This window comes from Neorhizobium sp. DAR64860/K0K1, assembly GCF_050500205.1.
In the GTDB taxonomy this organism is placed as follows: Bacteria; Pseudomonadota; Alphaproteobacteria; order Rhizobiales; family Rhizobiaceae; genus Neorhizobium; species Neorhizobium soli.
Genome location: NZ_CP191459.1, coordinates 931,508 through 954,529, shown reverse-complemented (window position 1 = coordinate 954,529; position 23,022 = coordinate 931,508). Strand labels below are relative to the sequence as shown.

Annotated in this window: 30 protein-coding genes and 1 pseudogene; 11 read left to right on the top strand and 20 right to left on the bottom strand. The window is 57.9% G+C overall.

The genetic code is table 11. From position 1 onward, the window contains the following. Positions 1 to 20: 20 nt before the first annotated feature. Positions 21 to 737: a hypothetical protein gene (locus tag ACQY1J_RS09295; protein ID WP_430251267.1), complete on the top strand. Its 717-nt coding sequence runs from the start codon at positions 21 to 23 to the stop codon at positions 735 to 737. 53 nt (positions 738 to 790) lie between these two features. Here ACQY1J_RS09295 and ACQY1J_RS09290 read toward each other — a convergent pair whose 3' ends face one another. Next, entirely contained in the window at positions 791 to 1,384 is a 594-nt protein-coding gene (locus ACQY1J_RS09290) for a hypothetical protein (RefSeq protein ID WP_430251266.1), read from the bottom strand. 18 nt (positions 1,385 to 1,402) lie between these two features. Then, the gene (locus tag ACQY1J_RS09285) at positions 1,403 to 1,795 is read right to left on the bottom strand and encodes a hypothetical protein (RefSeq protein ID WP_430251265.1); all 393 of its coding nucleotides are present in this window, start codon (positions 1,793 to 1,795) and stop codon (positions 1,403 to 1,405) included. A gap of 138 nt (positions 1,796 to 1,933) precedes the next feature. Between ACQY1J_RS09285 and ACQY1J_RS09280 the strand changes: the two genes are divergently transcribed. Together ACQY1J_RS09280 and ACQY1J_RS09275 are read left to right on the top strand one after the other, a co-directional pair. Beyond that, the gene (locus ACQY1J_RS09280; protein WP_430251264.1) at positions 1,934 to 2,188 is read left to right on the top strand and encodes a hypothetical protein; all 255 of its coding nucleotides are present in this window, start codon (positions 1,934 to 1,936) and stop codon (positions 2,186 to 2,188) included. A gap of 87 nt (positions 2,189 to 2,275) precedes the next feature. Beyond that, a complete protein-coding gene (locus ACQY1J_RS09275; RefSeq protein WP_430251263.1) occupies positions 2,276 to 2,572 on the top strand; it encodes a hypothetical protein in 297 nt (98 codons plus the stop codon). A gap of 10 nt (positions 2,573 to 2,582) precedes the next feature. Here ACQY1J_RS09275 and ACQY1J_RS09270 read toward each other — a convergent pair whose 3' ends face one another. The 16 genes from ACQY1J_RS09270 to ACQY1J_RS09195 form a co-directional block, all read right to left on the bottom strand. After that, on the bottom strand, positions 2,583 to 2,900 hold the full coding sequence (locus ACQY1J_RS09270) for a helix-turn-helix domain-containing protein (protein ID WP_430251262.1): 318 nt from the start codon (positions 2,898 to 2,900) through the stop codon (positions 2,583 to 2,585). Positions 2,901 to 3,125: 225 nt separating this feature from the next. Further along, positions 3,126 to 3,500, bottom strand: a complete 375-nt coding sequence (locus tag ACQY1J_RS09265) for a hypothetical protein (RefSeq protein ID WP_430251261.1) — start codon at positions 3,498 to 3,500, stop codon at positions 3,126 to 3,128. Next, positions 3,497 to 3,730: a hypothetical protein gene (locus ACQY1J_RS09260; RefSeq protein WP_430251260.1), complete on the bottom strand. Its 234-nt coding sequence runs from the start codon at positions 3,728 to 3,730 to the stop codon at positions 3,497 to 3,499. Before ACQY1J_RS09260 ends, ACQY1J_RS09265 begins: the two co-directional genes overlap by 4 nt. Beyond that, positions 3,727 to 3,897: a hypothetical protein gene (locus tag ACQY1J_RS09255; RefSeq protein WP_430251259.1), complete on the bottom strand. Its 171-nt coding sequence runs from the start codon at positions 3,895 to 3,897 to the stop codon at positions 3,727 to 3,729. Before ACQY1J_RS09255 ends, ACQY1J_RS09260 begins: the two co-directional genes overlap by 4 nt. Positions 3,898 to 3,899: 2 nt before the next feature. Continuing rightward, entirely contained in the window at positions 3,900 to 5,621 is a 1,722-nt protein-coding gene (locus tag ACQY1J_RS09250; RefSeq protein ID WP_430251258.1) for a hypothetical protein, read from the bottom strand. A 63-nt stretch (positions 5,622 to 5,684) separates the two neighbouring features. Beyond that, on the bottom strand, positions 5,685 to 5,852 hold the full coding sequence (locus ACQY1J_RS09245; RefSeq protein ID WP_430251257.1) for a hypothetical protein: 168 nt from the start codon (positions 5,850 to 5,852) through the stop codon (positions 5,685 to 5,687). Beyond that, positions 5,852 to 6,649: a DUF2213 domain-containing protein gene (locus ACQY1J_RS09240; protein WP_430251256.1), complete on the bottom strand. Its 798-nt coding sequence runs from the start codon at positions 6,647 to 6,649 to the stop codon at positions 5,852 to 5,854. The genes ACQY1J_RS09245 and ACQY1J_RS09240 overlap by 1 nt, the downstream gene beginning before the upstream one ends. A gap of 171 nt (positions 6,650 to 6,820) precedes the next feature. Continuing rightward, entirely contained in the window at positions 6,821 to 7,492 is a 672-nt protein-coding gene (locus ACQY1J_RS09235; protein ID WP_430251255.1) for a hypothetical protein, read from the bottom strand. Between the two features lie 11 nt (positions 7,493 to 7,503). Beyond that, positions 7,504 to 8,151: a hypothetical protein gene (locus tag ACQY1J_RS09230; RefSeq protein WP_430251254.1), complete on the bottom strand. Its 648-nt coding sequence runs from the start codon at positions 8,149 to 8,151 to the stop codon at positions 7,504 to 7,506. A 118-nt stretch (positions 8,152 to 8,269) separates the two neighbouring features. Next, positions 8,270 to 8,722, bottom strand: coding sequence for a hypothetical protein (locus ACQY1J_RS09225; protein WP_430251253.1), 453 nt, complete (start codon positions 8,720 to 8,722; stop codon positions 8,270 to 8,272). Between the two features lie 26 nt (positions 8,723 to 8,748). Beyond that, complete coding sequence (locus ACQY1J_RS09220) at positions 8,749 to 9,561, bottom strand: hypothetical protein (RefSeq protein ID WP_430251252.1); 813 nt, start codon at positions 9,559 to 9,561, stop codon at positions 8,749 to 8,751. 65 nt (positions 9,562 to 9,626) lie between these two features. Further along, positions 9,627 to 10,739, bottom strand: a complete 1,113-nt coding sequence (locus ACQY1J_RS09215) for a hypothetical protein (RefSeq protein ID WP_430251251.1) — start codon at positions 10,737 to 10,739, stop codon at positions 9,627 to 9,629. A 183-nt stretch (positions 10,740 to 10,922) separates the two neighbouring features. Further along, positions 10,923 to 11,186 (bottom strand): hypothetical protein, encoded by a 264-nt coding sequence (locus ACQY1J_RS09210; RefSeq protein ID WP_430251250.1) that lies wholly within the window; start codon positions 11,184 to 11,186, stop codon positions 10,923 to 10,925. Between the two features lie 214 nt (positions 11,187 to 11,400). Continuing rightward, positions 11,401 to 11,595 (bottom strand): helix-turn-helix transcriptional regulator, encoded by a 195-nt coding sequence (locus ACQY1J_RS09205; protein ID WP_430251249.1) that lies wholly within the window; start codon positions 11,593 to 11,595, stop codon positions 11,401 to 11,403. A gap of 100 nt (positions 11,596 to 11,695) precedes the next feature. Beyond that, positions 11,696 to 12,349, bottom strand: a complete 654-nt coding sequence (locus ACQY1J_RS09200; protein ID WP_430251248.1) for a hypothetical protein — start codon at positions 12,347 to 12,349, stop codon at positions 11,696 to 11,698. Next, positions 12,346 to 13,542, bottom strand: coding sequence for a tyrosine-type recombinase/integrase (locus ACQY1J_RS09195; protein ID WP_430251247.1), 1,197 nt, complete (start codon positions 13,540 to 13,542; stop codon positions 12,346 to 12,348). The genes ACQY1J_RS09200 and ACQY1J_RS09195 overlap by 4 nt, the downstream gene beginning before the upstream one ends. 447 nt (positions 13,543 to 13,989) lie before the next feature. Between ACQY1J_RS09195 and ACQY1J_RS09190 the strand changes: the two genes are divergently transcribed. The 7 genes from ACQY1J_RS09190 to ACQY1J_RS09160 all read left to right on the top strand — a co-directional run bounded on the left by ACQY1J_RS09190 (position 13,990) and on the right by ACQY1J_RS09160 (position 19,914). Continuing rightward, entirely contained in the window at positions 13,990 to 14,352 is a 363-nt protein-coding gene (locus ACQY1J_RS09190) for a hypothetical protein (protein WP_430251246.1), read from the top strand. Next, the gene (locus ACQY1J_RS09185; protein ID WP_430251245.1) at positions 14,340 to 15,833 is read left to right on the top strand and encodes a flagellin; all 1,494 of its coding nucleotides are present in this window, start codon (positions 14,340 to 14,342) and stop codon (positions 15,831 to 15,833) included. The genes ACQY1J_RS09190 and ACQY1J_RS09185 overlap by 13 nt, the downstream gene beginning before the upstream one ends. A gap of 532 nt (positions 15,834 to 16,365) precedes the next feature. Then, the gene (locus ACQY1J_RS09180; protein ID WP_325262067.1) at positions 16,366 to 16,782 is read left to right on the top strand and encodes a DUF4174 domain-containing protein; all 417 of its coding nucleotides are present in this window, start codon (positions 16,366 to 16,368) and stop codon (positions 16,780 to 16,782) included. A 168-nt stretch (positions 16,783 to 16,950) separates the two neighbouring features. Beyond that, positions 16,951 to 17,232 (top strand): hypothetical protein, encoded by a 282-nt coding sequence (locus ACQY1J_RS09175; protein ID WP_062455296.1) that lies wholly within the window; start codon positions 16,951 to 16,953, stop codon positions 17,230 to 17,232. A gap of 316 nt (positions 17,233 to 17,548) precedes the next feature. Beyond that, positions 17,549 to 18,910: an enoyl ACP reductase FabMG family protein gene (locus tag ACQY1J_RS09170; protein ID WP_430251244.1), complete on the top strand. Its 1,362-nt coding sequence runs from the start codon at positions 17,549 to 17,551 to the stop codon at positions 18,908 to 18,910. Between the two features lie 199 nt (positions 18,911 to 19,109). Then, the gene (locus ACQY1J_RS09165) at positions 19,110 to 19,535 is read left to right on the top strand and encodes a group II truncated hemoglobin (RefSeq protein WP_430251243.1); all 426 of its coding nucleotides are present in this window, start codon (positions 19,110 to 19,112) and stop codon (positions 19,533 to 19,535) included. A gap of 55 nt (positions 19,536 to 19,590) precedes the next feature. Then, positions 19,591 to 19,914, top strand: coding sequence for a DUF423 domain-containing protein (locus ACQY1J_RS09160; protein ID WP_082472047.1), 324 nt, complete (start codon positions 19,591 to 19,593; stop codon positions 19,912 to 19,914). Here the strand turns inward: ACQY1J_RS09160 and ACQY1J_RS09155 are convergent. Further along, positions 19,911 to 20,108, bottom strand: a complete 198-nt coding sequence (locus ACQY1J_RS09155; protein ID WP_430251242.1) for a hypothetical protein — start codon at positions 20,106 to 20,108, stop codon at positions 19,911 to 19,913. The two genes, ACQY1J_RS09160 and ACQY1J_RS09155, sit on opposite strands and share 4 nt — an antisense overlap. Then, positions 20,086 to 20,409, bottom strand: a pseudogene (locus ACQY1J_RS09150) (DUF2325 domain-containing protein); the annotation flags it as partial. The gene ACQY1J_RS09155 and the pseudogene ACQY1J_RS09150, both read right to left, overlap by 23 nt. 625 nt (positions 20,410 to 21,034) lie before the next feature. On the opposite strand from ACQY1J_RS09150, the gene ACQY1J_RS09145 reads away from it, so the two are divergent. After that, positions 21,035 to 22,930: a methyl-accepting chemotaxis protein gene (locus tag ACQY1J_RS09145; RefSeq protein WP_244474102.1), complete on the top strand. Its 1,896-nt coding sequence runs from the start codon at positions 21,035 to 21,037 to the stop codon at positions 22,928 to 22,930. Positions 22,931 to 23,022: the final 92 nt, after the last annotated feature.

Below are 23,022 nucleotides of genomic sequence, written 5' to 3'. Positions count from 1 at the left end.
CGAAATGAGAAGGAACGTCAATGACAAATGAACAGCTTCCGTCGTTCCCTGAAGAAGATGCTCGGGGCGTAGCTTATCACGTCGCGCAGACTGCCATAGGAGCTGCCGATATTGCGATCCCCGGCGCCGGGTATGCGCTTCAACAAATCGTCGGTCACTATGTCGGCGAACCTCTGGCAAAGCGCCGCGAAGAGTGGTTTCGGCTCGTTGGTGAAGCTATTCTTGACCTGCAGGAAAACGTCGAGGGTTTTGATCCTTCCTCACTTTCCGACAATGAAGAGTTCATCAGCTGCGTATACGAAGCTACCCATCTCGCAATGAAGACGCATCGGGAGTTCAAGCGCCGAGCGTTGAAAAACGCCATAGTGAACACCGCCTTGGGTATGACCTTGGACGAAAGTCTGCGTGGCAGGTTTATGGCCAACGTAGATATCTTTTCTGCAGCTCACGTTCGGATGCTTTCAGTTCTCCACGATCCCCGATCGTTTGAAACTTGCGTCACGGTGAGCCAAGGACTTGCGATGGGTTCACAGTCTGACGTGATCAGAGGAGAAATCTCGAAGAGCGAAATGCCAGACAACGTTTTCAAGCTTGTTGTGAGCGATCTCGAGCGCGAGGGTTTCATCAATGGGTCGGTCACAGGCATGATGACTGGAGGAGAGAGCATGCTGTCTAAGCGCACTACAGAGATCGGTGACCTTTTTCTGCGGTTTGTCACACAGCCAGACCTACAGTGATAACCGGGATTATCGCTGACTATGTTTGCCCCGCGATCCCGCGGTTTTGGGCCTCAACGGCCGAATATACTCAATCGAAGGGTGATTGCCAAAACGTCGGGATTATTGAGGTCAACTTTAAAATGCGTCTCTAGGCCAGGCGTCAGTCTCTCCAGTAGAGTCTCTTGTTCACCTAGCAGTGGTGACACGCGGTAAGTTCCAGCAGATTCGACAAAAGCATGGATGAACTCCCGCTCTAGGTCCAAAGCGCCGAAAGACCGTAGCGTATCGAATGACGGTATTCCGCTGAGGCTCGGGGTTCTGCCGCCTTGATACCGAACGATGAAATATAGCAGAAGGCGCGCTTTTGGGTCGAGAAATACAAGGTTTTTCCTGACCTGATCACGATGGGCAACAGTCGCTTTCCACTGCCTAAGCTTAAGTGGAAGAGACGTGAGTTTAATCCCAATCCAAACAATCGCCAAGGCAAGCCCCACGACCCATATTATGGGCGCTGTGTCCGCTACCCTCCCGTTCCAGGCATTAGCAGGTATCAGCTCTCCTCGGAGTGCCACCTCAAGCGCCGCACCTATCACAAGGAACGGAAAAGCCATTTTGCCAAACAAAGCAGGGAGACGATCTAGGAAATCAGCTAATCCTGTCCACATCGGTAGTATCTCCACAGATCAACAAGCTGTGTCGCCGTCTGCCCATTTGCTGACCTGCCGCAGCGTGGATCCCTGCGCAAGGGTGTTTCCCGACACGATGCTGACCTTGCTCCCGCTTCCGGCCTTCTCGACCTTCGCCTTCCAATAGTAGTTCCGGGGGTAGAGGGCGCTCACCAGGGACATAGTGATCTCACCGAACCCCAACTCATTGTAGAGCTGCGCGTCGACATTGAACGCCGCGGTCCCGGCCGTCTGATGGCAGCGCTTCGCTGTGTCGGTTATGCGCCGATAGACGAGCTGATAATTCTCTGGATAGACCTTTTCAGATCGAGCGGCTGACTTGCTGCTTTCTAGATTGGCGGACGAGGTTGAGCATCCCGCCAACGCGAGTGCCAGTGCGAAAACCGCCAAATTCCTCATCTGCTTCCCCCAAGCCCCCATCTGACGCCAAGTTGCCACGAGTTTGTGCAAAGTCAATTGCACTAACAATTCTGTTAGTCGATCTCACTGCTCTGCGAGGCTATGGTTCACTGCGAAAGGGAGATCACGATGCACAGAATGAAGTCTGAAGACATTCCCGCATTCGTCGAGGAAGTGGCCGGCACGGGCTGCAACATCACAGGGATTGCAGGCGTGGGTTACCTGATCGGCGATGCGGACCTTCCTGATGACCAGTTTGAGGAGGTCATGCCGAAGCTGTCCGCGATCATGGATGCCTATGGCAGACGCGACCACCTCTTAGAGGAGATCACCGAGTATCTTGTTTCGATCGGTCGGAGCTATCCACCGCCGGAGGTGCATTGAGGGCGCCCGTTTATGGAGGGCAAACTACGGCAAGGGTCCGCTGCTCTATCGCTTCCAGAATGGGCGCGGCTCATGGTTCCTGTGGACATGAACGGTGCCGCCTTACTGCTCGGCGTATCAAGGCGCTTCCTGATCGACGCACTGAAACAGCATCCGCACTACGAACGACGCGGAGCGAAGTACGTGTTCTACCCAGAGCACATCGCAACCCTGAGAGCTGCACTTGCATCTCAAGGATCAGCCCCACCTAAAGAAGCTGCAACTGGTACGCCGTTGGCGCGCTCGGCGGAAACCGCGTACGAGAGAGCCTTAGCACTGGCGGACAGAAAACCGCCGAAGAAGCTTGTCGTCAAAAATGGCAAGCCTGGGGCGAAGAAGCTATAGTCTCTTACGCTCAGGGTGCCTTAGACGTCGCCTTTTTCGAGCTCAGCTTCTTGCTTCGCTGTGCAGCGAGTGTCGCCTCGAAATCGATCACCTTTATACCGGAAGTCGTAGCTGTACGTTTCTGCGCCGGGACGCTTGAAGATCGGCATGATATTGTTCTTCTCTCAGCTTTAAAGGCCTCGAGATCCGACATCTCGTACCTTCTTGCCGGCCGTTCGCCACGTCCAACGTTTATGAAAGCGATGTCGCCATCCAGGCTAAGGTCGCGCAGCTGCCGGCTTGAAATCGCCAATTCGGCAGCAGCTTGTTTTGGCGTCAGAAGCCCCATTTACATCCCTCGTGCGCTTAGATTGCGAGGGAGCCTTTCACACGAGGCCTGTCGAGTCCACCAGTCCGGTGCAGGACGCAAAATACCGGCCGTATCTATCAGGAGATGCGGCCGGTTTTCTTCGGCGCCAGTTCATCCGTGGTCGCCGTAAGATTGCTTCGTCTACAGTCGAGAATGACCGTTATCGCTAGTCATCGGCGAGCCTTCGTTCAAAGGGCGGTGGCATCAGACAACCCGAGCTGCTTTGTCATATTCCAGCGGGTCAATCACGGCCAGAAGCGCAGCCTTCGCCATCATGCCGAGCGGGAACTTGTCGATGCGGGACAGGAGCAGGCTCTTGTCCGATACGGTAAGTTCTTGCTGGCCGCCCTTCGCTGCCGTCGAGGCGAGAAGAAAGTATCTCACGGCCTGCTGCGCACTCATCTGGTCGTCTTCCATGGGGCGTGTAAGGACCAGGTAGCAGAGGGAGCCAACCGTCAGAGGCTCCTGCCCCTGCGGTTTGCCATCGTCGTCGAATTTGGTGTCCAGCATTGTTTTGCCGTTCGGACCCATCAGGACAGAACTGAAATCAACTGCAAATTTCTTATCAGACTCTTTCATGCCTTCTCCTTCTGGCGATCGCGCAATTCTGCGGCCATCGCAGTTACTTCTTCCATGTTGAAAATGAATGGGCCGACCTGAAGCAGTACAAGACCGTCAAGTTTAACGTCGTCGCTGACCTGGCATATCGGCGCTACCCCCAACCCCTCGGCAAAGCCTTTGAGAAGCGATGTTACGCCCTCGAAAGGCAGCGTCTCACATGAGACGACTATACAGCGGTCAATTCTCAAGGGTTTACTCCTTCCGACTTCGAAAGAATAATTGTCGCGGCTGTGGCGTTGTGTTCCTCGACTGCCTTGGACCAGCCACTGAAAAATTCAACGGATAGCTTTTTCTTGTCGGCCTCGATCATGGCAACGAGTGCCTTCAGGTCAGCTGAGGTGAAAGGTGCGCTCATGTCTATGCTCCGATCATTCCATGTGTGGTGATAGAGGCCTGCAGCGAAGCTACACGGGCCGCCAGCTGCGGCAAGGTGACAGATGCCACGTCGTACACTGTCGCCTTGTTGCCGGTGCCTGTCATGGCCGCATAGCCTGTCTCGCGGGCGCCAAGAACCTTGATCCCGCCGCGGTAGATATCGGCGATCACGTTCAGCGTGCCGACTCCCATGAAGGAGCCGCCTGCGCCAATGATGACGCCTGCACCCGCCTGCAATCGCGCGGTGCCGGCGACCGACACGTCGAACTGATCCGTAGCGTGATTGTAGCCAATAACACCGCGAGAGGCCTGGCCTGGTCTCGCAAAGCCAATCTGGCCTAGCGCGCCAGCTGCCGAACGGATCGTCATGCCCGTGCTTGTGCCGCCGCTTTCTAGGATGAGATCGTCTAGCGCTGTGCTGGCCGCCTCGACGGCACCAAAACTCGAGTTTTGGATATGCAGCGAGCCGTTTGCAGAGCCCTTGAGAAGCGCCGGAGTGAGATCCACGCCAAGACCCATCTGGCCGGTCGCGAAGTTGCCAACCATCATGTAGTTGCGGTTACGGTTCGAAAGCACAAACACGTCAGTCTGCGACGCGCCGGTGAGCGCGTTGCCGGCGCCATAACCTAGAAACAGGTTGTCGGTGCTGTCCGTTATGAGCGATGCAGCAAAAGGGCCAATATGGACGCTATAGCTCCCACGGACGACGCTTTGCGCGGCGTTGCGACCTAGTGCAAGGTTGCGCGTTCCCTCCTGCCAGTTGCCGCCGGCCGCCTGTCCAAGGCCAGTGCTTTCCGTGATGAAAACGCCATCCCAAAAGCAATCGTTACCAATAGCGGTGTTGTCACGTGTTGAGAAGCCAGCAAGCGCGCGATAGCCGACAGCAACGTCGCGGAGCGAGATCACATTGCCGCCAATCGCATCACGACCGATGGCTACAGAGCGGCCTGCATCTGTCTGTGCGGTAGCGTATGCGGTGAAAGCGGCAATCTTGGCACCAATGCCCGGATTGCGAGTCTCCATGCCGTTGAAGTCCCATCCAGCTTGACCCGGTGTTGGCGTCTGGCCGATCCACCAAGGGTGGGTTTCCTGCACCTTGGCGAGCGATGCGCCAAGCCACTGGCTTGTGGCTGTCCCTACCGAGGTCATGCGCTCCGCATAGCGGGTGTACTGCATATTGCCGTCGCCGATGGCGATCGAGCGGTCGATGGCAATCGCCTCTTGAAAGACTGCCGAACCGATGCCCACGAAACGGTTCATCGTTCCCTGGAGCTTCGCGCCCGAACCGATCAGAACGCCCTTGTTGTACCCGGACGATGGAAAGCCCACCTTGTCCGTATAGTCCGAAGGCGTGAGGAAAATCGTCGAGCGATAGGCGTCAACCTGCATCTGGTAGCCATCAAGGACAACGCTGCCCTTCTTCAGCTTGCCTGGACCATAAACCGGCTTAGTCGGGAACGCCGAACCAAGATTGAACAAGGCGTCGGAAGGCAAGAAGATATTGTCGTTGGCAGCCTCGGCACGTGCGTAGTTTGTCGCGTCGTTGGTAGTACCGTCGCCGGTCGCGCTGTATGTGAGCGGTGAATTGACCAGAGACGTCTGCTGCTCGAGCATAGTTCCCCATGCCCGGATGAGAGCCTTGTTGGGCTCATATGGCATTGACGATGGGCCATCTGCCCAAATTAGCGAGGCTCTTTCAGCCATGATATCCGCTCCTTTTAGCTGGGGCCGTCGCCAACTCGCGAGAAACCCGTTTATCGCTACCGGTCATGCAATCCCTCCAGGAGCAGAGGTCGAAGATGCGGCGCTGTTTCCAGCGTACCGATCGCCGACGATCTGCTCGGCTTCCTTGACAATTTGTTCCCACCGCTGCGCGACTGCGTCGACGAAGCCGCTGTTGCCCCAATCTCGGATTGCATCGGAGAAGCCGCCCATCAGGCACCCCTCCATGAGCCGTTCATGTCCGAAACCATCTGGGCATAGGCCGTTTCTGCCTTCGCGGCAGCGTCACTAATCTCGCGGGTGGTGACGTCCGCGCCGTCGACGATGGCGAAGTATCGCTCTGCCGGCATACCGCTAACGTTCGTGCCGCGGACGTTGTCGTAAAGCGGCAATGCTGCCGCCTGGTCGATTGGCATCCCGTGAACGCTGTCGCGCATGGAGAGCTGCTCTGCATCGGACAGGTGGCGCTCTTGCCGATCTGCGCTGTCGCCTAGTCGAAGCTCCTTGCCACCCCTCGCTGCTCCCACCACAGCGATATGATTGCTGCGGATGCCGCGTTGAATGGCGTCATATGCCTCGCCAGAGGGCGACGTGCCGGCCGTCCAATCCAGAGTGCAGTCGTACCCCATGGAAAGCTCACGCGTGCCGTTCTCGACGGCTGCGATCGTGTCGGCGTCCGCGAGTAGCATCGAGACCCGGACAAAGTCGCCATCACGGGCGACCTCACCATCGCTCCATCCCTTGGCAACGTCTTTCCAGTTGCCGGCGGAAACCGCCGTGGAAGGATGCCCCAGCGTGACGGGCCGATGGGCAAAGCTTTGCATCGTGTCGGCGCTGAACACCTCTTGCGAGGGCCGGAAGACGCGAACCGTCGCCATATCTGGTCGGCCCACCTCTGCGCCGCTGTAAAGCTGGACGTTATCGGCACGGGCAACGCGGGCGTTTACCGTAAGGTAGCCATCCCGCGTGCGGCGCTTCGTGTCGATCGTAAGCCGGTCATTGAGATACATCGTCAGTTCCTTTCGAATGGGTTAGCGAGGGGGCCATGACAACCCGGAGAAACCCCCTCGCTTGTCCCGAGCGCGTCACCAAACGCCCGGGTTCCATCGCGACGGCCCTGAAGACGGTAAACCCCGAACCTGCCGCGCTGAAATTGATGGATGAGACTCACGGGCATTGCCTCAGTGCTTCCGGTGAGCGTGGTTCATGTCGTGAACCATGTCTCGCCAAGCCTTCTCGGCGGCATCCTTGGCGCCAAGAGGCGAGGCTAAACCGTCCGACATGACGCGGGCGAATGGGTCGGCCGTTGCCTGGGCTGCCAACGATTCGAAACGCTCATCGATGTATGCCTCGGAACGGCCATTTACGGCCGCGTCACCGAACCGGCTTCGAACCACCTCGCGCCGAATGTCCGCATCTTTTGCGAGCTTGGAAGTGTCGAGCGATGGGGTGATCTTGGCAACCGTTGCAAGGAGATCGGCGCGAGCATTTCCGCGTCGGATGATCTCCGCATCCTGCGCTGCGATCTGTGCCTGTGCCTGCTCAATCTCGCGGTTGATTGCAGAGATCTGCGCGTCCTTTTGCGCAATGTCTGCCAGCTGCTGGCGCTTCATGTCGGAGATCTGTGTGCTGATTTCAGCTTCAACGCGAGCGGCCTCATCTTCCATCGCCCTGACGAAATACGCAGCGTCCGCGTCAGTAAGGAGCTTCAGGGCCGGCTCACTGCCATCCGCCACAAACTCCCGCTGTTCGCGCTTCAACGCGCCCCATTCCTTCACGAACGTGTCGATCGTGTCCTTGATTCCGTCCGTCATGCCCTGGCGATCCGGATGCTTGTTGCGGCTGAAAAACATGATGCCCTCGCTTATCGCGTTGCTGCCGGCCACATCGTGCCGTGAATGCTGTTGGTTTCGATCCGGAAGTTTGGCAGGCGAACGCCACCGATCAGATTGGGCAAGCGCTCGTCATGCTGGACGTTGAAATCGTGCTGCGCGCCGCGGGCAATCTGCTGGGCCGAATGCAGCCATGTCGCGGCGGTTTGGCCGACGTTGGCTTTCGAAAGGCGTGAATCGTTCCGGCTCAGCCGATCCAGAAGACTTGCGATCGCCCGAGCGTGCTTGTCGTACGCTTCGAGGTCTTTCACCAACTGATCGCGCTCTGCCTTGGCAGCTTCGTATTCAGCGGCCGCTTGATGCCGTGCTTCGCTGGCGACGGCTTTCCGGTGCATTTCCTTCAGCTGGTCGGCGGCGGCATCCATGCGGCTGCTGCGGAAGTTGGCGTCATCCATCTTGCGGCGAGCATCTGCGAACTCAGCCGGGCGAACCTTCGGATCGAGAGCTTTGTCGGCAGCTGCCTGGCTTTCGGCTTTGGCTTCCCGGCTGGCCTGCTCAACTTCCGTCTGCAGGGCCTCCAGAGCATCCGACGACATGTCGGCATCGAAGGCATCCGCGATGCGATCGTCGAGGCTACGAACCTCTTCACGGATTGAAACTATGTTGTTTCCTTGGGCCATGCTGATCTCCTTCGTTGAGGAGCATTTGAGCATCAGGGGCGCCGGCCCGGTATTCGAAGAATTTGGAACTATGTGGAAGTATGTGCCACTTTCGCCAGAAATCTTCCGGCAAAAGTGCTCAACGCCGCCCGCCTAGACGGACCTCCTCCAAGAGGTCAATTGCGCGATCCAGGTACGCTGCAACTGCCGGGTTCGACCGCCTTCCCGCTCGCAAAGCATCAAGTGCCGCATGATCTCCATCGGCCTTCATCAGCAAAGCCGGCAGGCTGATCTGCAACGGCGCATGCCGTTCTGCTTGCCGGCCGATGCCGTCCTTCGCTGCCCATGTCCTGATCGTCTTGTCGCTCACCTGAGCGAAAAACATCGCTGTCTCGATCCGGACGATTTCCGAAGGAAGCATTGGAACGGGCGTAACCTTCGCCGACTCGCTGCGCGTACTGCTAGCGATAATCGGCATTCCCGATACCGCCTTTTGATCAACTTTCATCGCCAGTGGTCCCTCGTCGAATGAACTTGCGGCAGTCTGCAATGAGCTTCCGAGCGGTGATGCTTTCGCAGGTGTATCGACCATGTTTGAATGCTCCATTCGCAGCGCCACTAGGAGCGCCCGCCCTGGCGCCATGGAAACGACATACCGTCTTGGACTTCTCCGCCGGCGACCCGCACCGCTTCCCCGTCCTCTTCGAAGTTGCCGTGCAGCGCGGCGCGGATAGGAAGGGATAAATCGTCGTCGTTTCGTTCTTCATGGGATTGCCTCGATGTTCCGGAAACTGCCCTACCCCCGTGGGAGACATTGCCGATAATTGCTTGACCGCCTTCGTTGACGTGCACGTGCTTGACGGTGACCTTCTGGCTGCCGCCGTTGCGGTGCTTGCGCAGCGCTTCCATTTGCGTCGTGAAGGTCCGCATCAGCTTATTGGTTGTGCGCTCCTGAATATCGAGCTGAGGAATGTTCTCTGTGTGATTCATCATCCGCACGTGCCGAACGCTGGCGATATGAACCGCCGCCATCTGGATTGCGAGCAGCACCTCTAGGTGATCCCTCGGCGCGATACCCCGCACGATCGAGATTGCGAAGTTCAGAGCTTTCGCGTCCGTGTCCCGTCCCTGCGTTGAAACCTGTATCAGCTGCAGGACCGCGCCGTTGGCGAGTTCTGGATCCATGATGCCCATTGCGCGTGCAACTTTGGCTGCCGCCACACGTGGGGCAGGATGATCTAGCTTCAGTGAATTGTTTTCGACGCTGTAGAGGGGCGTGCGATCTTCGGTGAACGGTCGCAACGCCTCGATGTCGTCTGCGGTCAACTGGTACACCTCAGCGGTGCCGTCCTGCGTTGTCGAGTTACTACCCCGATTGTTGACATTTGTTGACGTCTTGGACGCCGCCGGCGGCGATGCTGTCTTGCTCATGGTTTCCCCTTTGGCGTGCTTTGAAATGCTTTGGTTGCGCTTTGCTATGTTGCCCATGTCCGGTTCTAGTTCCCCCACGAGTTGTTGTGCTTGATCGCCGCCGCTATGGCTTCCGCCTTCGCCCGTCGTCGCTCTGCCAGCTGTTGCTCTAACGGCGATGGGTACTCTGCTGGCTCATGGTCGATCGTCTGCCCGCATAGGTGAGCCGGCACGTTGCATCCTGGCGCCCCCGGTGGCGGACCCCACTCGCTTTGCTCCCATTGCCCGCTCTTGGTCCACGCATCCACGCGCTGCTTCCACCGCGCCTCGGTCGTCGGTATGAGCCCCTTGCCGTCTGGCGACTTCATCATCTTGCCCGCCTCGTTCTGGACAACGAAAGCGTCGATTGCATTCCCCATCGTTCGCGGCCCGGTGCCGAATCCCCGCGCAAACGCTGCGAGCGATTTTTCTTGCCGCTCCCTGATCTCGTCAAATTTGGTTTTGGGCTTTGGAGCAGGTGGCGGTTGCTTCCTCACCCGTTCCCACTGTCTTTTGCTCAGGAACTTGCCAGCCTGAGGAAACACGGTGCGCTTGCTTGCCCGTACCCCTGCGATGAACTTAGGCGTTTGGTCGAGCGCGTCGGCCCGTTGTTCGTCTGTGAGCTTTACCCATTCCGAACGTGCCGCGTCCTCGTCGTCACTGAGGCATGTCGGCCATGCTGCAAACCACTCTTCAAATCGAGAAAAATCAAAACCCTTTTCGGGCTCGCCCTCTCTCTCAGAAGAATTATTTTCTACTAAATATTCTAAACCTTCTTCCTTTAGTGCGTTGCTTTTGCGTTGAATCTTGCGTTGATTTTCGTCATCATCTTGCGTTGGTTCTGAGCGCGCTTTCTGATAAAGCTCGTAGTTACAGATAGTTACGAGCGTTTTTCCTGCGTTGGAATCTGCGTTGATCATGCGTTGGTTCTTGAGTTTCGCTAGAAAGTCACGCACTCGATAATCAGACTTCCAATTCCACTCCCGCTGCATCTCGCGAAGGGTGACGAAGAGGCTTCCGGTCGGCACCGGTAGCACCTTGCCAGCAACGCAATGGGTCGTGTCTTTCCATGCGGCTTTGGAGATCAGCCATAGCCATGCATCCAGCTCCGAGAACTCCATGTCCTGGAAAAGCGCATGGTCGAACACCGCCAGATGCATCTTGATCCACCTGCTCACCCAAAAGCCCTCCGAACGATGCGGAATTCGCGGGCAAGCCGGATAGCCTCGCAAGCTTCCAGAGCGGACAGACCGTATTGCGCTTTCAAGATCGGGACCGCCATTGCTGGCGGCTCCTTCCGCTCGGCTAGCCACTGCGCGGCGGCAATCACCTGCGGGGAAGCATCAGGGCTGCGCATCGGCGCCTCCCTTGATCCGGCGGTGCTCCTCCTTGTGGTGCTTTGCACAGAGCCATTTGACCAGCATCGGGCGATCGTAGTCAGGATGATGTCCCTCGGCCTTCTCCGCACCACAGACCTCGCAGGGCTTCCTTTCGATCAGGCCTCGGCGCAGCGCCGACCGAAGCGCCGAATGCGCCCAAGTCTTTTGTGGGTGAGCATCGCTCCACTTCTTCTGCCTCGTGAGCTTCTTTTCGGGCTGTTCTTTCATGCGTGACGACCTCCCAGACCGGAGAGCTGGCAGATGGTTTTCGCGTGCCACATGGACACATGAAATCGTCGCATGATGTTCGCGATCGCCAGCAATTCCGATTGATTTTCAGGGGGTGTTTGGATAGGGTTTTGGTTATCGAGCTGCTTGGCGGTTGCTACGATCTCCAAAACCCGGTGAGCGCGCCCGCGCCCCGGGTTTTGTTTTATCTCACTCATGCTGGCACACGGTCGCGCTGCTGAATACGCGCCTTCTGCCAAGCAATGATTTCGCTTTCGAGCCAACCTACCGATTTCGCGCTCAGCTTAATCGGCTTAGGAAATTCGCCCTTTGCCATCTTCTCGTAGATGGTTGAGCGAGGAAGACCGGTTGCCTTCTCAACGTCGTTGCGGCGAAGAACATTCTGCATTTGCTATCTCCTTCAGTCCGACCGGATTTGGTCGGAACGAGGAGACCTTGACGCTAAAAAGCAGTTGTTTCCGCCGAGAATAGACGGGAATGGACGACAATCAATTATCGTCCAATGCTGCTCTCTCTAAGAATCTTCTAGCGTATGGCTTGGCTGTCGAATCAGGAAGATCTAGACCATCTTGCTGCGCTAACTCCTGGAGATATCTGACAACATCCGCCTGTGACTGCCAGCCTTTGACGTTCAGTTCGCTTGGAAAACCGCGAGTCCGCACCTCAGCCATGTAGGCCTCCTCGTAAGCAGGCCAATCAAATTTGGCCTTGGCGCCGGCATTGGATAAGCGAGCCCTGGAGTGCGGAGGGCTGAGTGCACGTTGTCTCTGCGCCAGCACCGCTCTTAAAGCCTCTGCCTTATAAAAAATTGGCGCAGTCGGGAGTCTGTCCCAGTGATGCCTGTTAGGCCCGAAAGGCCAGTACTCTCCATCTCTAAGAGCTTTGCCCGCGTCTACGCTCAACCAAAAGGCTTTAGGTATCTCGGTCAACCCGTTGAAAACCGGCTGATTGTAAAACCCAGCGATTGCGCCTTCGAACAAGAGGGAATGGAGCAAATCCAACGCTTCATCAAAGACCCGATGGGCCTCTTCCCCAAGTAGTTCGCTCAGTTGCTGTTCCGTGCAATCAGGGCGAAGGTGCCGAATGATCGACATGACAACATCACCTACACGCATATAGCCAGGCGGGGTGAACTCGCTCATCCTATCCTCACAATGTTATCCTTGCGTGGTTGAGCCACAAACCCTGACCAAGCCTCCATCATCTTTCTTCTCTTCTCAAAGACATCCGACCTTGCGTAGGCGCGTTCGACGGCATCGCCCGAGACGTGCGCCAGCGCCGCCTCGGCAATCTCGCGAGGGAAGTTCGTCCGCTCTTGAGCCCACGTTCGGAAGGATGTCCGGAAGCCGTGCACATCCACGGCGTAGCCAAGTTCTTTGACCAGCTTTGACAGCGTCATGTCCGAAAGAGTCTTGCCCTGCTTCGTGCCTGGGAAAACCAGGCCACTGCCGTCATCAATCGCTTTCGCCTCGTCGAGGATGGCCAAGGAGCGCGAACACAGAGGCACGCGATGAAGCTTCTTCATCTTCATCCGTTCGGCCGGTATAGTCCATACCTTGGCGGCCGCATCAAATTCTTCCCATCGAGCGCCGCGCACCTCCCCCGAGCGGCAAGCGCTGAGGATAAGCAGCTCCAGAGCTAGCTTGGTGGCGTTGCTGGCGCCGCTGGCCTTGATGGTCGCAACGCAACCATTGACGTCTTCATATCCGAGGGCCTTTCGCTGGCCGGCGCTCTTTTCCTGTCGTGGGAGCGCGAGAGCGCCCGCTAACGCGGGATTATCAACTCGCATGCCTTCGGCTATGGCCCATTTGAATACTGCGGAGATCCGGAACGTCAGCTTTCGCGCAACCTCGGGCGCCGTCTTTCTGGCGTTCAGGATTGCCTGGCGGATGTTCGATGTGGTGACTTCCGAAACGAGGACAGAACCGAACCTCCCGAAGACATGCTTTTCGAGCGTAGAAAGGAAAGCCGCACGGTCTTTCGGGTTCTTCCATGTCGGCGACAACTCGATATGCGCGCGCCTCGCCGCTTCCTCAAATGTTAGAATTGCCTTAGCCTGCCGTTTGTCAGCAATCGGATCGCCGCCGGCACGCGCCGACTTCCGGTTCTCGATCGCTGCGGACCTTGCATCCGCTAGAGTGATGAGCGAAGCCGGCCCCAGCCCTATCTCACGGCGCTTGCCGCGGATCACAATGCGCTGAACCCAATACCTCCCACCGCCGTCATCAACACGAAGAAAGAGCCCGTGGCCGTCGAAATACTTACCAGGAGTTGCAGCGTTTTTTACGAATTGCGCGGTTAGAGACTTCGCAGGACGACGATTGATAGTGTTCACTCTTCCCCCTTCCTTTCCCCCAATGAGAACTGGAACACTCAGAACGTTACCGGAACTCTTCGGACGATGGAAGATGCTCCTTCGCATATTTTCCCGCGCATTATCGGAATTTCCCGGATATCCCCGGATTGTCCGATGGCGCATGTCGGGTGCGCCACATTTCTCTTTGAGTTCCTCCACATGAGAAGCAATCGGTCACCACCAGCCTATGGTGAAAATCTCGTTTTGCTTTACAACCATTAACTTGACGTTAGTCAAGTTTGCGGCACATAGATACCTGAAGTGCTCGATCTAAGATTGTAATAACGACACTCGAGCAGCCCTAGCCTCTCCGGCATAGGGACGGTCTTGCCATGATGGCAGGCACCCTGAGGGGGTTAACCGTAAACGTGATCCGATCATTGCTAGTCTTTCATCGATCTGCGGCGCAGTTCGAAGCGCTAGCCCATGCTTGTGGGGCTCTACGTGACCAGTATTTTGACCAACATCGCTGCAACAAATGCGCTTCAGACCTTGCGCACACTGAATTCGAACATGGAGCGCACGCAACAGCAAGTCAGTTCGGGCCTAAGGGTTCAGACCGCCGCCGACAATGTCGCGTACTGGTCCATTTCGACGACGATGCGGTCCGACACCGACGCCATAGCAGCCGCCAGCGATGCGCTCGGGCTCGGCACCGCCAAGGTGGACACTGCCTATCAGGGCATGGAGGCCGTGATCGATGTTCTGGATGAGTTCAAGCCAAACTCGTCACCGCAAAAGAGACCAGCGTCGACAAGGGGCAGATCCAGCTCGAATTGGACAAGTTGAAAGAGCAGGTCGTCTCCATCGCCAACGGCGCGAGTTTCAGCGGAGAAAACTGGCTGAACACCGACATTGCCGACATCTATGACAACACGATCAACAAGTCGTCCGTGGTGTCAGGCTTCACCCGGACTGCATCCGGGGTATCAGTTCAGAAAATGGAATCTGATTTCTCATCGATTTCTCTGTTCAACACCACCGGTGGCGGCCTGCTTCAAGCCGATGCGCGCGATGCCTATACGGTCGGCGGAATCCGCTATCCGACCTCCTATTCCAGCTACTCCGACTCGACGGTATACTATACCGATGACGGGTCTATGGATTGGATGACCCCGGAACGATCCACCGGCAGTGCCGGCCTCTTCGCTCTGAACAATTTTCCCGATGAAGCGCCTCTCGATTTCAACGCGGCCGGTTCGAACATCAGCTTCACGCTCCTGCTTGACAAGGAAGTGGAGGACCCAAGCCAGCTTCCCGGGCCCTACTTTGGAGGAGTGAGCACTACGATCACGATCACCAAGGCTGACGTGGACGCCTATGATGCCAGTCTTGGTGGAGTCATATCGACCAACACGCAGTTCGCAGGCGTCCTCAACAGGCAGTTGAATCCACTCGGCGCCTTGGTTTCAGCCGACTCCTTCATGTACGATCCCCCGGATTCAAAAAATCGCGTCCACGATCCCAAGAAAATGAGCATCATGACGCTCCAGAAAAATGGTGACGGATCCTATGTCGGCATCTCGAACCTGAGTAGCACTGGCGTCAGCAACGGTGGTTTGAAAGAGAATTCTGCCTATGGCTTACGTGGGTCGAGCTTAAGCCTCGAGTTCCGAGACTTCACTCTATACAATGACGGCGAGAACGAAGACGGTATCGAGATCAACTTCAATTTCGCGGTCAATGGTGCGTCCCAGAAATCCTATTCCTTTGATCGCACCTATGTGAATACGCTGCTGAACAAGACCGACGGTACGGTCGCGACCGCAGAGGAGATGGAAACTCTGCTGCACTCGCTGCTCGACGCCGACTGGCCAATCCTGGTCATCGAGGCGACAGATGCCACCCACGTCACCATCAAGTCAGATCCCGCAGTCGATCGGAAATGGGGAAGCGGAACAAGCATAACGTTCAGCCAAATCCGCGTCAGCAACGAGCCTCGTCCGGCGCTCGACTTTCTCGACATCGACATCGAAGAGAACCCCGACAATATCGACAATTATCTGAGCTACATCGAAACCGCGAAATCGAGGGTCGTCGACGGCGCCGCGTTCCTTGGTTCGCTCCAGCAGCGTCTCGACATGCAGACAAGCTTCAACTCAACCCTCATGGACAATATCGAAAGCGGTGTAAGCCGCCTTGTCGACACGGACATGGAGGAAGCCTCCGCCAGGCTGTCCGCAATCCAGACGCAGCAGCAACTTGCCGTTCAGGCGTTGCAGATCGCCAATAGCAGCAGCGAGACGATTATGCAGCTCTTCAACTCCTGAACGCACCTGGAGCGCTGGCCGAAGTTCTTTCACGGATCCAGCCCTCCTTTCATTCTCTGGTCGACATCGTCATGACCAGGCGTTCGGTGGTTCAACGCGGTTCCGCTGTGGCGCGTATCGAGGACAACCTGCCCTACACCATTGCCACCATCTGGCCGCTCACGGCACCGGACGCCCTCTCGCCGTACAAGGCGATGCCTCAGGCTCCACATCCACCAGCATGTCGTCACACTCGAGACACGTCACACAGATCCCGCAGCAATCCTGATCGAACTCCTCCACGGATCTTGGTTGTCGACAGCAGTCGCAGATGGGCGAGCCCGGGCCGGCGACCCGGGTGGGAGACAGAATTTCCATGACGTTGCCATCGCGTGCGTGCGCAGAGGTATCTGCCATCGCAACCTCCCTATTTCAGTTGATGATCATAAGATGGGAGCGACTAGCTCAAGAATCCAGAGAGGGCGTACAGACAGGAAGCACCTGAACCATCACGCGTTTGTTGCGTTCCTTCGGTAGATCTGGAGATGACCGCATGAAACGAACACTCATCGCCTTCGCCCTCTCGCTCGCAACCTCGCAGGTGTTTGCCATGGACAGCCTTTCACACCTCGAATGGAAAAAGCGTGTCCTCATCCTTTTCGGTGACAAGGGCAATGCATCGATTGCCCGACAGGTCGGCATCCTGACATCGCAAAAGGCGGAATTGGCGGAGCGCGACATGGTTGTGCTGCAAGTTTCCGGAGATGTCGTGGAAACGATCTATGGTGACGCCGACCGGATCGACGCGGGCAGGCTGCGCGCGGAGGCAAATATTGCGGACGGTGCGTTTCATGTCGTCCTTGTCGGCAAGGATGGCGGCGTGAAGCTGAAAAGCGATACGGTCGTCAGCGACGTCGAGATGTTCGACCTGATCGATCGCATGCCGATGCGCCGCGGCGGAAAAGGCTGAATGACCTCGGACGAGGTTGGGGTATCCGTGGCACGCAACGGCGCCAATTCGTTCAACTTTTCGCGACCATTTCGGAAAACGCGGGCATATCCCCGATCGACATTTGCGTTGCGACGCGTTCACCCTACCTTAGGCGCCTAGGCCATGAATTGAAGGAGACGATGACAGATGAGCGCCGAATTCGGTCCGTACGTGCAGATGGGTAAGCTTGCTCAGGTGATGGCCCACCAGTACCAGAAGGACACCAACCTCGCTTTGGCGCCCCTGCTGTCGCATTACATGGACGAGGTCGAGGTCAACGTGGCCGCCGACAGTTTCAACCACTCCGGTTTCATGAACAATATCCGCGGGCCGCTCAAGGTCACGGCTGACGCAACGACGGACGAGCGGCGCAAGGCGTTCCTGCAGGCCGTCGTGGATGCGCTTCAGGAGCGCATGCAGCGCGTATAGGCCCTGCCGCAGCAGGATTCTTCCAAGACTGAACTGATGAGATCTGATGCAACTCGCCTTTTTGCGCACGTGCCGGCGTTGCGCTGTGCACGGCGCGGATGGTCGTGGAAGACGGAGGGGTTGCCGTCAGAATACGGTTTCGGCACGGCTGTTAGGCGGACGATCGGCCTTAACAACCGCCCTGATCACCGCGTCAGTTCACGAATCGACATACTTGGACACGCAAAATGAGTTCCCATTTCGCGTTTTTATGGTGCACTAGGTCTCAAAGATATTCGAGGGATCGATTCCGGTCCTTTTTGAGAGAGTTTGCGCCATGGAAAATCCGATCCCCCTGAAACGCATTTCCCAAAATGTCGTCTTTCGCAAAGGTGACGTGTTTGTTCTGTTCGGCGAGCTGTTCGGGCGCGGTTACGCGACCGGGCTGATCGAAGAGGCCAAGCGTGCGGGCATGAAGATCGTCGGTATCACCGTCGGGCGCCGCGACGAGAACAACGCGCTGCGTCCGCTGACCAATGACGAACTGCAGGCTGCGGAAACGCAGCTCGGCGGCAAGATCATCAACGTTCCGCTGATGGCGGGCTTTGATCTCGACTCACCGGCCGGCACGCCGACCCCGACCGATCTTCTTGCCGACATGACGCTCGAAAGCTGGCAGACCGACAAACTGGACTGGGATCACATCGAAGCATGCCGCACAGTCGGCGTGGAGCGCTTCCGGAATTCGCTGACGAAAGTCATGGCGATCCTCGAAGACATGATCCCGGCCGGCAAGAATGTCTTCTTTGCTCATACGATGGCGGGTGGCATTCCCAAGGCGAAGGCGTTTCTCGTCATCGCCAACCGGATCTACAAGGGCCGCGGCGCCCGCCACATGTCCTCCCAGACGCTGCTCGACAGCGACATGGGCAAGCTGATCCTTGCAAACTTCGACGAGGTTTCCGCCAACACCTATCACCACCTGATCGAGCTCAGCAGCGCCATCCGCACGCGGATCGAAGCAGCGGGCAACCAGGTGCGCTACACGGCCTATGGATATCACGGCACCGGCATCCTGATCGGCGACGAATATCGCTGGCAGACCTATACCAACTACACGCAGGGCTATGCCAAGATGCGGCTTGAGGATGCAGCGCGCAAGGCCTGGGCCGATGGCATCAAGGCGACCGTCTACAACTGCCCGGAAATCCGGACCAACTCGTCCGACGTGTTTGCCGGTATCGAACTGCCGCTCATCCCTCTCCTTCTCGCATTGAAGAAGGAAGGCGGTGGCGCCTGGGCTGAAGAACTGTGGCAGGCCTGCCAGGAGCGCCTGGCAGACGGCTACACGGTTGAAGACACGCTGCAGAAGATCATCGATCTTCAGGCAGACGAAGTCATGCAGCCCTTCTACGATTTCAAGCGTTGGCCGATGCCAAACAGCCAGGGCCAGTCCGATCTCACCATCGGCACCTCGGCCGAGATCACGCAGATGCACAAGGACAGCAAGGTTCTGATCAGCGATCTGCTGAGCACGCTGGTCGTTGAGGCAACCGGACAGCTGATCTTTGCGGAAACCTCGAACCCGACCGGTCCTGTCGTGTGGCTCAACCACGACATCGTCGCCCGCAAGCTCAATTCGACCCATGAGTCGAATGCGGATGCAGGCGTGACCGAAAAGGTCAGAATGCTCGCCTGAAAAAGGCCGCTGCACTCCATCGTGCCCGCCGACCCCGCGTCGGCGGCACCATCGATGCAAAGATACTCCCTGACAGTCGCCCGGCATCGCTCTGCGCCTCAGGCCCTATTCCGGGTCTTGCCCTGACGGTTGCTCCGGCCTACCAAGCCTTGAACGATCAACCACCCTTGATCCGTCTAAGACGCCGGATGGGTGAGCCATGGAAACCGTGATGGCAGACGAGGACAGGCAGACCACATCCGGCGAAACGATTACTCTTTACGAGGCGATCGGGGGTGATGCGACGGTTCGGGCCCTTGCGGCGCGCTTCTACGCCCTGATGGATACGCTGCCGGAAGCTGCCCGCTGCCGGGCCGTTCATCCGCAAAGTCTGACGGGAAGTGAAGCGAAGTTCTATGACTATCTGACCGGCTATCTCGGCGGCCCGCCCGTCTACGTGGAAAAACACGGGCACCCTCGCCTTCGCTCGCGCCATTTCGGCGCTGAGATCGGACCGGTGGAGCGCGACGAATGGTTGCTGTGCTTCCGCCGCGCCATGGACGAGACGATCGCAAGCCCGGCCCTGCGCGACATTATCTGGCCGCCGATCGAGCGGCTGGCTCATCACATGCAAAACAGGGAATAGAGCCTTGGCGAGACTCGATAAACTGCGGCCGTTCATTCTCTTTGCGAGCGGTCTGATGGGCGCCTGCGGCGTAGGCCTTGCGGCTGCCGCAAGTCATGGCGGCGATACGCTTTTGCTCGGGTCTGCCTCGATGATGTGCCTGGCGCACGCGCCGGTGCTGCTCGCTCTTTATCTCGGACATCAGCAGATCCGCACAGCGACGCTGGCCGGTCTCATTCTGGGCCTTGGGACGATCGTGTTTGCGGGTGATCTGGTGGCGCGTCATTATCTCGGAAGCCGACTGTTTCCGTTTGCCGCGCCACTCGGCGGCAATCTTATGATTCTCGGCTGGCTCGCAATCGCGATCGGAGCGTTTCTGCGCGCCGTGGCCCGGCGCTAGAACGTCCGGGTTCGGCTCGAAGGTATCGATCTCGGCACAGCCGTATCCTGCGAGCGGTCCATCGCGAGCCGGTAAAGCTCGGTCACCATGCCGTCGCCGCTCTGCTCGGCGAGCTTGTGCAGGACGGCCATCGCGTCGAGATCCCGCCCCTCGCGATCGAGAATAGGCTGATCAGGATAACCTGTTTTCATCATTGCGATCCTTGATGGTCTGCAGCGCCCGCTCAAGGCTTGACTTCGACCCGTTGCGCAAGGGGATGAAGGTGACGCCGAACTTCTTGCATCCGGTCTTTACCCGCAGACACGCATCGTGGCTGATACAGTCGATCGGGCAGAACACGCAGTCAACCGAGGGAAGCACCGTATCGATGCGGGAAACCGCCTCGCGCAACCCACCGTCGTGATGGATCAGTTCCGCGCCGTGGCGGGTGGCGATGGCGCGCAGATGGGCCACCTGGCAGTCCCGACCGCCGACATAGAGAAAGCTGCGGATGTCGACCACTTCCCCGCCGATCCCGGAGGCGCCATTGGCAGCGCTGCGGTTCGAGGATGCCGCGGCATCGGATGCGGCATTGCCGCCACTCGTGTTTTTCCGCTTCTGTTTCTTCGCCATGATGCTCTCCGTATTGGCCCGGAATAATTCGGGGCAAACCCCGTCGTTGGCGCACCATATGAAACTTGAATTTGAGAGTAAAGATTAAAGTCGACTCTTTCACTCATATTAATTGGGGGACGCAGCCCGCGTCGTTTTCGACCCACACGCGCGCCGAATGGCAGTTTTTCTGCTCACGTAGCGTATGGCAGCAGACCGTGGTTTTTCGGGGCATCGATAGGCAAGGCCGACGTGGGCTTACAGCTCGATCAACGAAGCCTCGGGATTCACAGCAGTTTTAGCGTACCCTATACTGAGCATTTGCTCAAAACCGAGAATAAATTCAGATCCTGGCGTGTACTGTCAGTTTTCGCCCAAGTCCGGACAAATATTCGCCCGCTATTTTAACCAGCGATTAGCGCAATTACGGCAATAGGTTAGGTGGGCGTCCTCGCGCATGCCGAGAATTGGCGGGTTGGGATGTATTGTTGGGCAAGTTGAAGTGGTGTGCACTATGGCAATTCGGGATATGGCTATTTCGAAGAAACTCGGCCTCGTTACCGTCGTAATGGGCCTTTCTTCTCTTATTATTGCAGGCGTTGCGGGAAGCGGGCTCTATGGCCTGCAAAAGGCAATCATTTCAGTCGGCGCGCGTGAAGAAGTCGCTCGTGAAGCGATGGATCTGCGGGTCGACATTATCGCAATTAGCCGCATGACCTATCAGTTGGCCGCGGCGCCGGACAAAGCCAAGGATTTCCGCATCGACGCCGAAAAGCGCGCCGGCGAAATGCTGGCCCGCCTGCCGAAGATCGAAGCAACCGCAGACGCTGCCGAACAGGATCAGCTGAAGACGGTGAGAGCCGCCCTCGACAGCTATTTCGTCTCGATCCGCAGCATGGTGGACACCGCCGAAAAGAATGCAGCCGACACCGCCGCCATCTCGGCTGCGCTGAAAAAGGCGCTGGATGGCCAGAAGGTCGTCACCGACTCCGTCAAGGTCTACAGCACCTATTCCGGCAAGGAACTGGCTGTGGCCCGCGAAGAAGCCGTTGCGTCCTCGACCACCGCCATGCTGGTTTCGGCGCTGTCGGCCCTCGCCTTCATCATCATCGGCGCCACGATCAGCACGATCGTCGCACGCCGTGGCATCGTTCGCCCCATCCGCGAGCTGACCGAAGCCATGACCCGCCTTGCCAAGGGCGATATGAACATCGATGGCGTCGACGCAAGCCGCGGCGACGAAATCGGCGCAATGGCCCGTGCCGTCGAGGTATTCCATACCAACGCTGTCGCCATGACCGACCTCAAGGCACAGGAAGCAGCCCTTCACGAGCGTTCCAGCGACCTGCAGACGTCGATTTCGAAAGTTGTCGCATCCGCTGTCGCCGGCGATTTTTCCGGCCGCATCCGCAAGGACTACCAGAACGAAGACCTCAACCGCTTCGCTTCGGGCGTCAACCAGCTGGTGGAAAGCGTCGACAATGCCGTCACGGAAGTTCGCCGCGTCATCGCAGCGCTTGCCGATGCCGACCTGACCCAGAGCATGAACGGCCAGTTCCAGGGTGCATTTGCCGAGCTTCAGACCAACGTCAACTCGACGATGGACCGTCTCAGCGCCACGATGAGCAACGTGCGCGGCGCAGCCGGCACGATCAATGACAACTCTGCCGAACTGTCTTCGGCGGCAAACGACCTCTCTAAGCGGACCGAGCAGCAGGCTGCAGCGCTTGAAGAAACGGCAGCCGCCCTCGACGAGATCACCACGACGGTGCGTGCCGCCTCTGCCCGCGCCACCGAAGCCCGCGACATGGTCTATGAGACCAAGCAGAGTGCGGCAAAGTCGGGCGAAATCGTTCGCAGCGCGGTCACCGCCATGAGCCGCATTGAAGACAGCTCGACGAAGATCAGCCAGATCATCGGCGTCATCGACGAGATCGCCTTCCAGACCAACCTGTTGGCGCTGAACGCAGGCGTCGAAGCCGCCCGCGCTGGCGAAGCCGGTCGCGGCTTTGCCGTCGTCGCCCAGGAAGTGCGTGAGCTCGCCCAGCGCTCCGCCAATGCGGCAAAGGAAATCAAGACGCTGATCAGCGCCTCGGCTTCCGAAGTCGCAGGCGGCGTTTCGCTGGTGCGCTCGACCGGTACAGCACTTGTCGAGATCGAAAGCCTGGTCAACAAGGTCAACGAACATGTGGAATCCATCGCGACGGCTGCCCGCGAGCAGTCGACGGCGCTGGCCGAGATCAACTCCTCGGTCAACCACATGGACCAGATGACCCAGAAGAACGCGGCGATGGTGGAAGAAACGACGGCGGCGAGCGAGACGCTTGCAGCCGAAAGCCGCCAGCTTCAGGCGCTCCTTTCCAACTTCAAGCTGGAAGGCGGCAGCGATCTCGGCGGCATGGCACGTCGGATGCGCGCGGCCTGATAAAAGCCTGGACAGTCAGACAGTGAAATCCCGGGGGCAGCGATGCTCTCGGGATTTTTCAATTCGGATCGGCCATCCGGCGATGGCCCGCA

Excerpts from the sequence above, each read along its gene's own strand:
- ACQY1J_RS09255 (WP_430251259.1), bottom strand. The coding sequence starts at position 3,897 with ATGAGCGCACCTTTCACCTCAGCTGACCTGAAGGCACTCGTTGCCATG.
- ACQY1J_RS09175 (WP_062455296.1), top strand. The coding sequence starts at position 16,951 with ATGAGCGCCGAATTCGGTCCGTACGTGCAGATGGGTAAGCTTGCTCAG.
- ACQY1J_RS09215 (WP_430251251.1), bottom strand. The coding sequence starts at position 10,739 with ATGCATCTGGCGGTGTTCGACCATGCGCTTTTCCAGGACATGGAGTTC.
- ACQY1J_RS09290 (WP_430251266.1), bottom strand. The coding sequence starts at position 1,384 with ATGTGGACAGGATTAGCTGATTTCCTAGATCGTCTCCCTGCTTTGTTT.
- ACQY1J_RS09295 (WP_430251267.1), top strand. The coding sequence starts at position 21 with ATGACAAATGAACAGCTTCCGTCGTTCCCTGAAGAAGATGCTCGGGGC.
- ACQY1J_RS09275 (WP_430251263.1), top strand. The coding sequence starts at position 2,276 with ATGAACGGTGCCGCCTTACTGCTCGGCGTATCAAGGCGCTTCCTGATC.
- ACQY1J_RS09180 (WP_325262067.1), top strand. The coding sequence starts at position 16,366 with ATGAAACGAACACTCATCGCCTTCGCCCTCTCGCTCGCAACCTCGCAG.
- ACQY1J_RS09230 (WP_430251254.1), bottom strand. The coding sequence starts at position 8,151 with ATGGCCCAAGGAAACAACATAGTTTCAATCCGTGAAGAGGTTCGTAGC.
- ACQY1J_RS09240 (WP_430251256.1), bottom strand. The coding sequence starts at position 6,649 with ATGTATCTCAATGACCGGCTTACGATCGACACGAAGCGCCGCACGCGG.
- ACQY1J_RS09245 (WP_430251257.1), bottom strand. The coding sequence starts at position 5,852 with ATGGGCGGCTTCTCCGATGCAATCCGAGATTGGGGCAACAGCGGCTTC.
- ACQY1J_RS09155 (WP_430251242.1), bottom strand. The coding sequence starts at position 20,108 with ATGATGAAAACAGGTTATCCTGATCAGCCTATTCTCGATCGCGAGGGG.
- ACQY1J_RS09250 (WP_430251258.1), bottom strand. The coding sequence starts at position 5,621 with ATGGCTGAAAGAGCCTCGCTAATTTGGGCAGATGGCCCATCGTCAATG.
- ACQY1J_RS09265 (WP_430251261.1), bottom strand. The coding sequence starts at position 3,500 with ATGAAAGAGTCTGATAAGAAATTTGCAGTTGATTTCAGTTCTGTCCTG.
- ACQY1J_RS09170 (WP_430251244.1), top strand. The coding sequence starts at position 17,549 with ATGGAAAATCCGATCCCCCTGAAACGCATTTCCCAAAATGTCGTCTTT.
- ACQY1J_RS09270 (WP_430251262.1), bottom strand. The coding sequence starts at position 2,900 with ATGGGGCTTCTGACGCCAAAACAAGCTGCTGCCGAATTGGCGATTTCA.
- ACQY1J_RS09280 (WP_430251264.1), top strand. The coding sequence starts at position 1,934 with ATGCACAGAATGAAGTCTGAAGACATTCCCGCATTCGTCGAGGAAGTG.
- ACQY1J_RS09235 (WP_430251255.1), bottom strand. The coding sequence starts at position 7,492 with ATGTTTTTCAGCCGCAACAAGCATCCGGATCGCCAGGGCATGACGGAC.
- ACQY1J_RS09145 (WP_244474102.1), top strand. The coding sequence starts at position 21,035 with ATGGCTATTTCGAAGAAACTCGGCCTCGTTACCGTCGTAATGGGCCTT.
- ACQY1J_RS09220 (WP_430251252.1), bottom strand. The coding sequence starts at position 9,561 with ATGAGCAAGACAGCATCGCCGCCGGCGGCGTCCAAGACGTCAACAAAT.
- ACQY1J_RS09190 (WP_430251246.1), top strand. The coding sequence starts at position 13,990 with ATGCTTGTGGGGCTCTACGTGACCAGTATTTTGACCAACATCGCTGCA.
- ACQY1J_RS09225 (WP_430251253.1), bottom strand. The coding sequence starts at position 8,722 with ATGGTCGATACACCTGCGAAAGCATCACCGCTCGGAAGCTCATTGCAG.
- ACQY1J_RS09210 (WP_430251250.1), bottom strand. The coding sequence starts at position 11,186 with ATGAAAGAACAGCCCGAAAAGAAGCTCACGAGGCAGAAGAAGTGGAGC.
- ACQY1J_RS09205 (WP_430251249.1), bottom strand. The coding sequence starts at position 11,595 with ATGCAGAATGTTCTTCGCCGCAACGACGTTGAGAAGGCAACCGGTCTT.
- ACQY1J_RS09200 (WP_430251248.1), bottom strand. The coding sequence starts at position 12,349 with ATGAGCGAGTTCACCCCGCCTGGCTATATGCGTGTAGGTGATGTTGTC.
- ACQY1J_RS09165 (WP_430251243.1), top strand. The coding sequence starts at position 19,110 with ATGGAAACCGTGATGGCAGACGAGGACAGGCAGACCACATCCGGCGAA.
- ACQY1J_RS09160 (WP_082472047.1), top strand. The coding sequence starts at position 19,591 with ATGGGCGCCTGCGGCGTAGGCCTTGCGGCTGCCGCAAGTCATGGCGGC.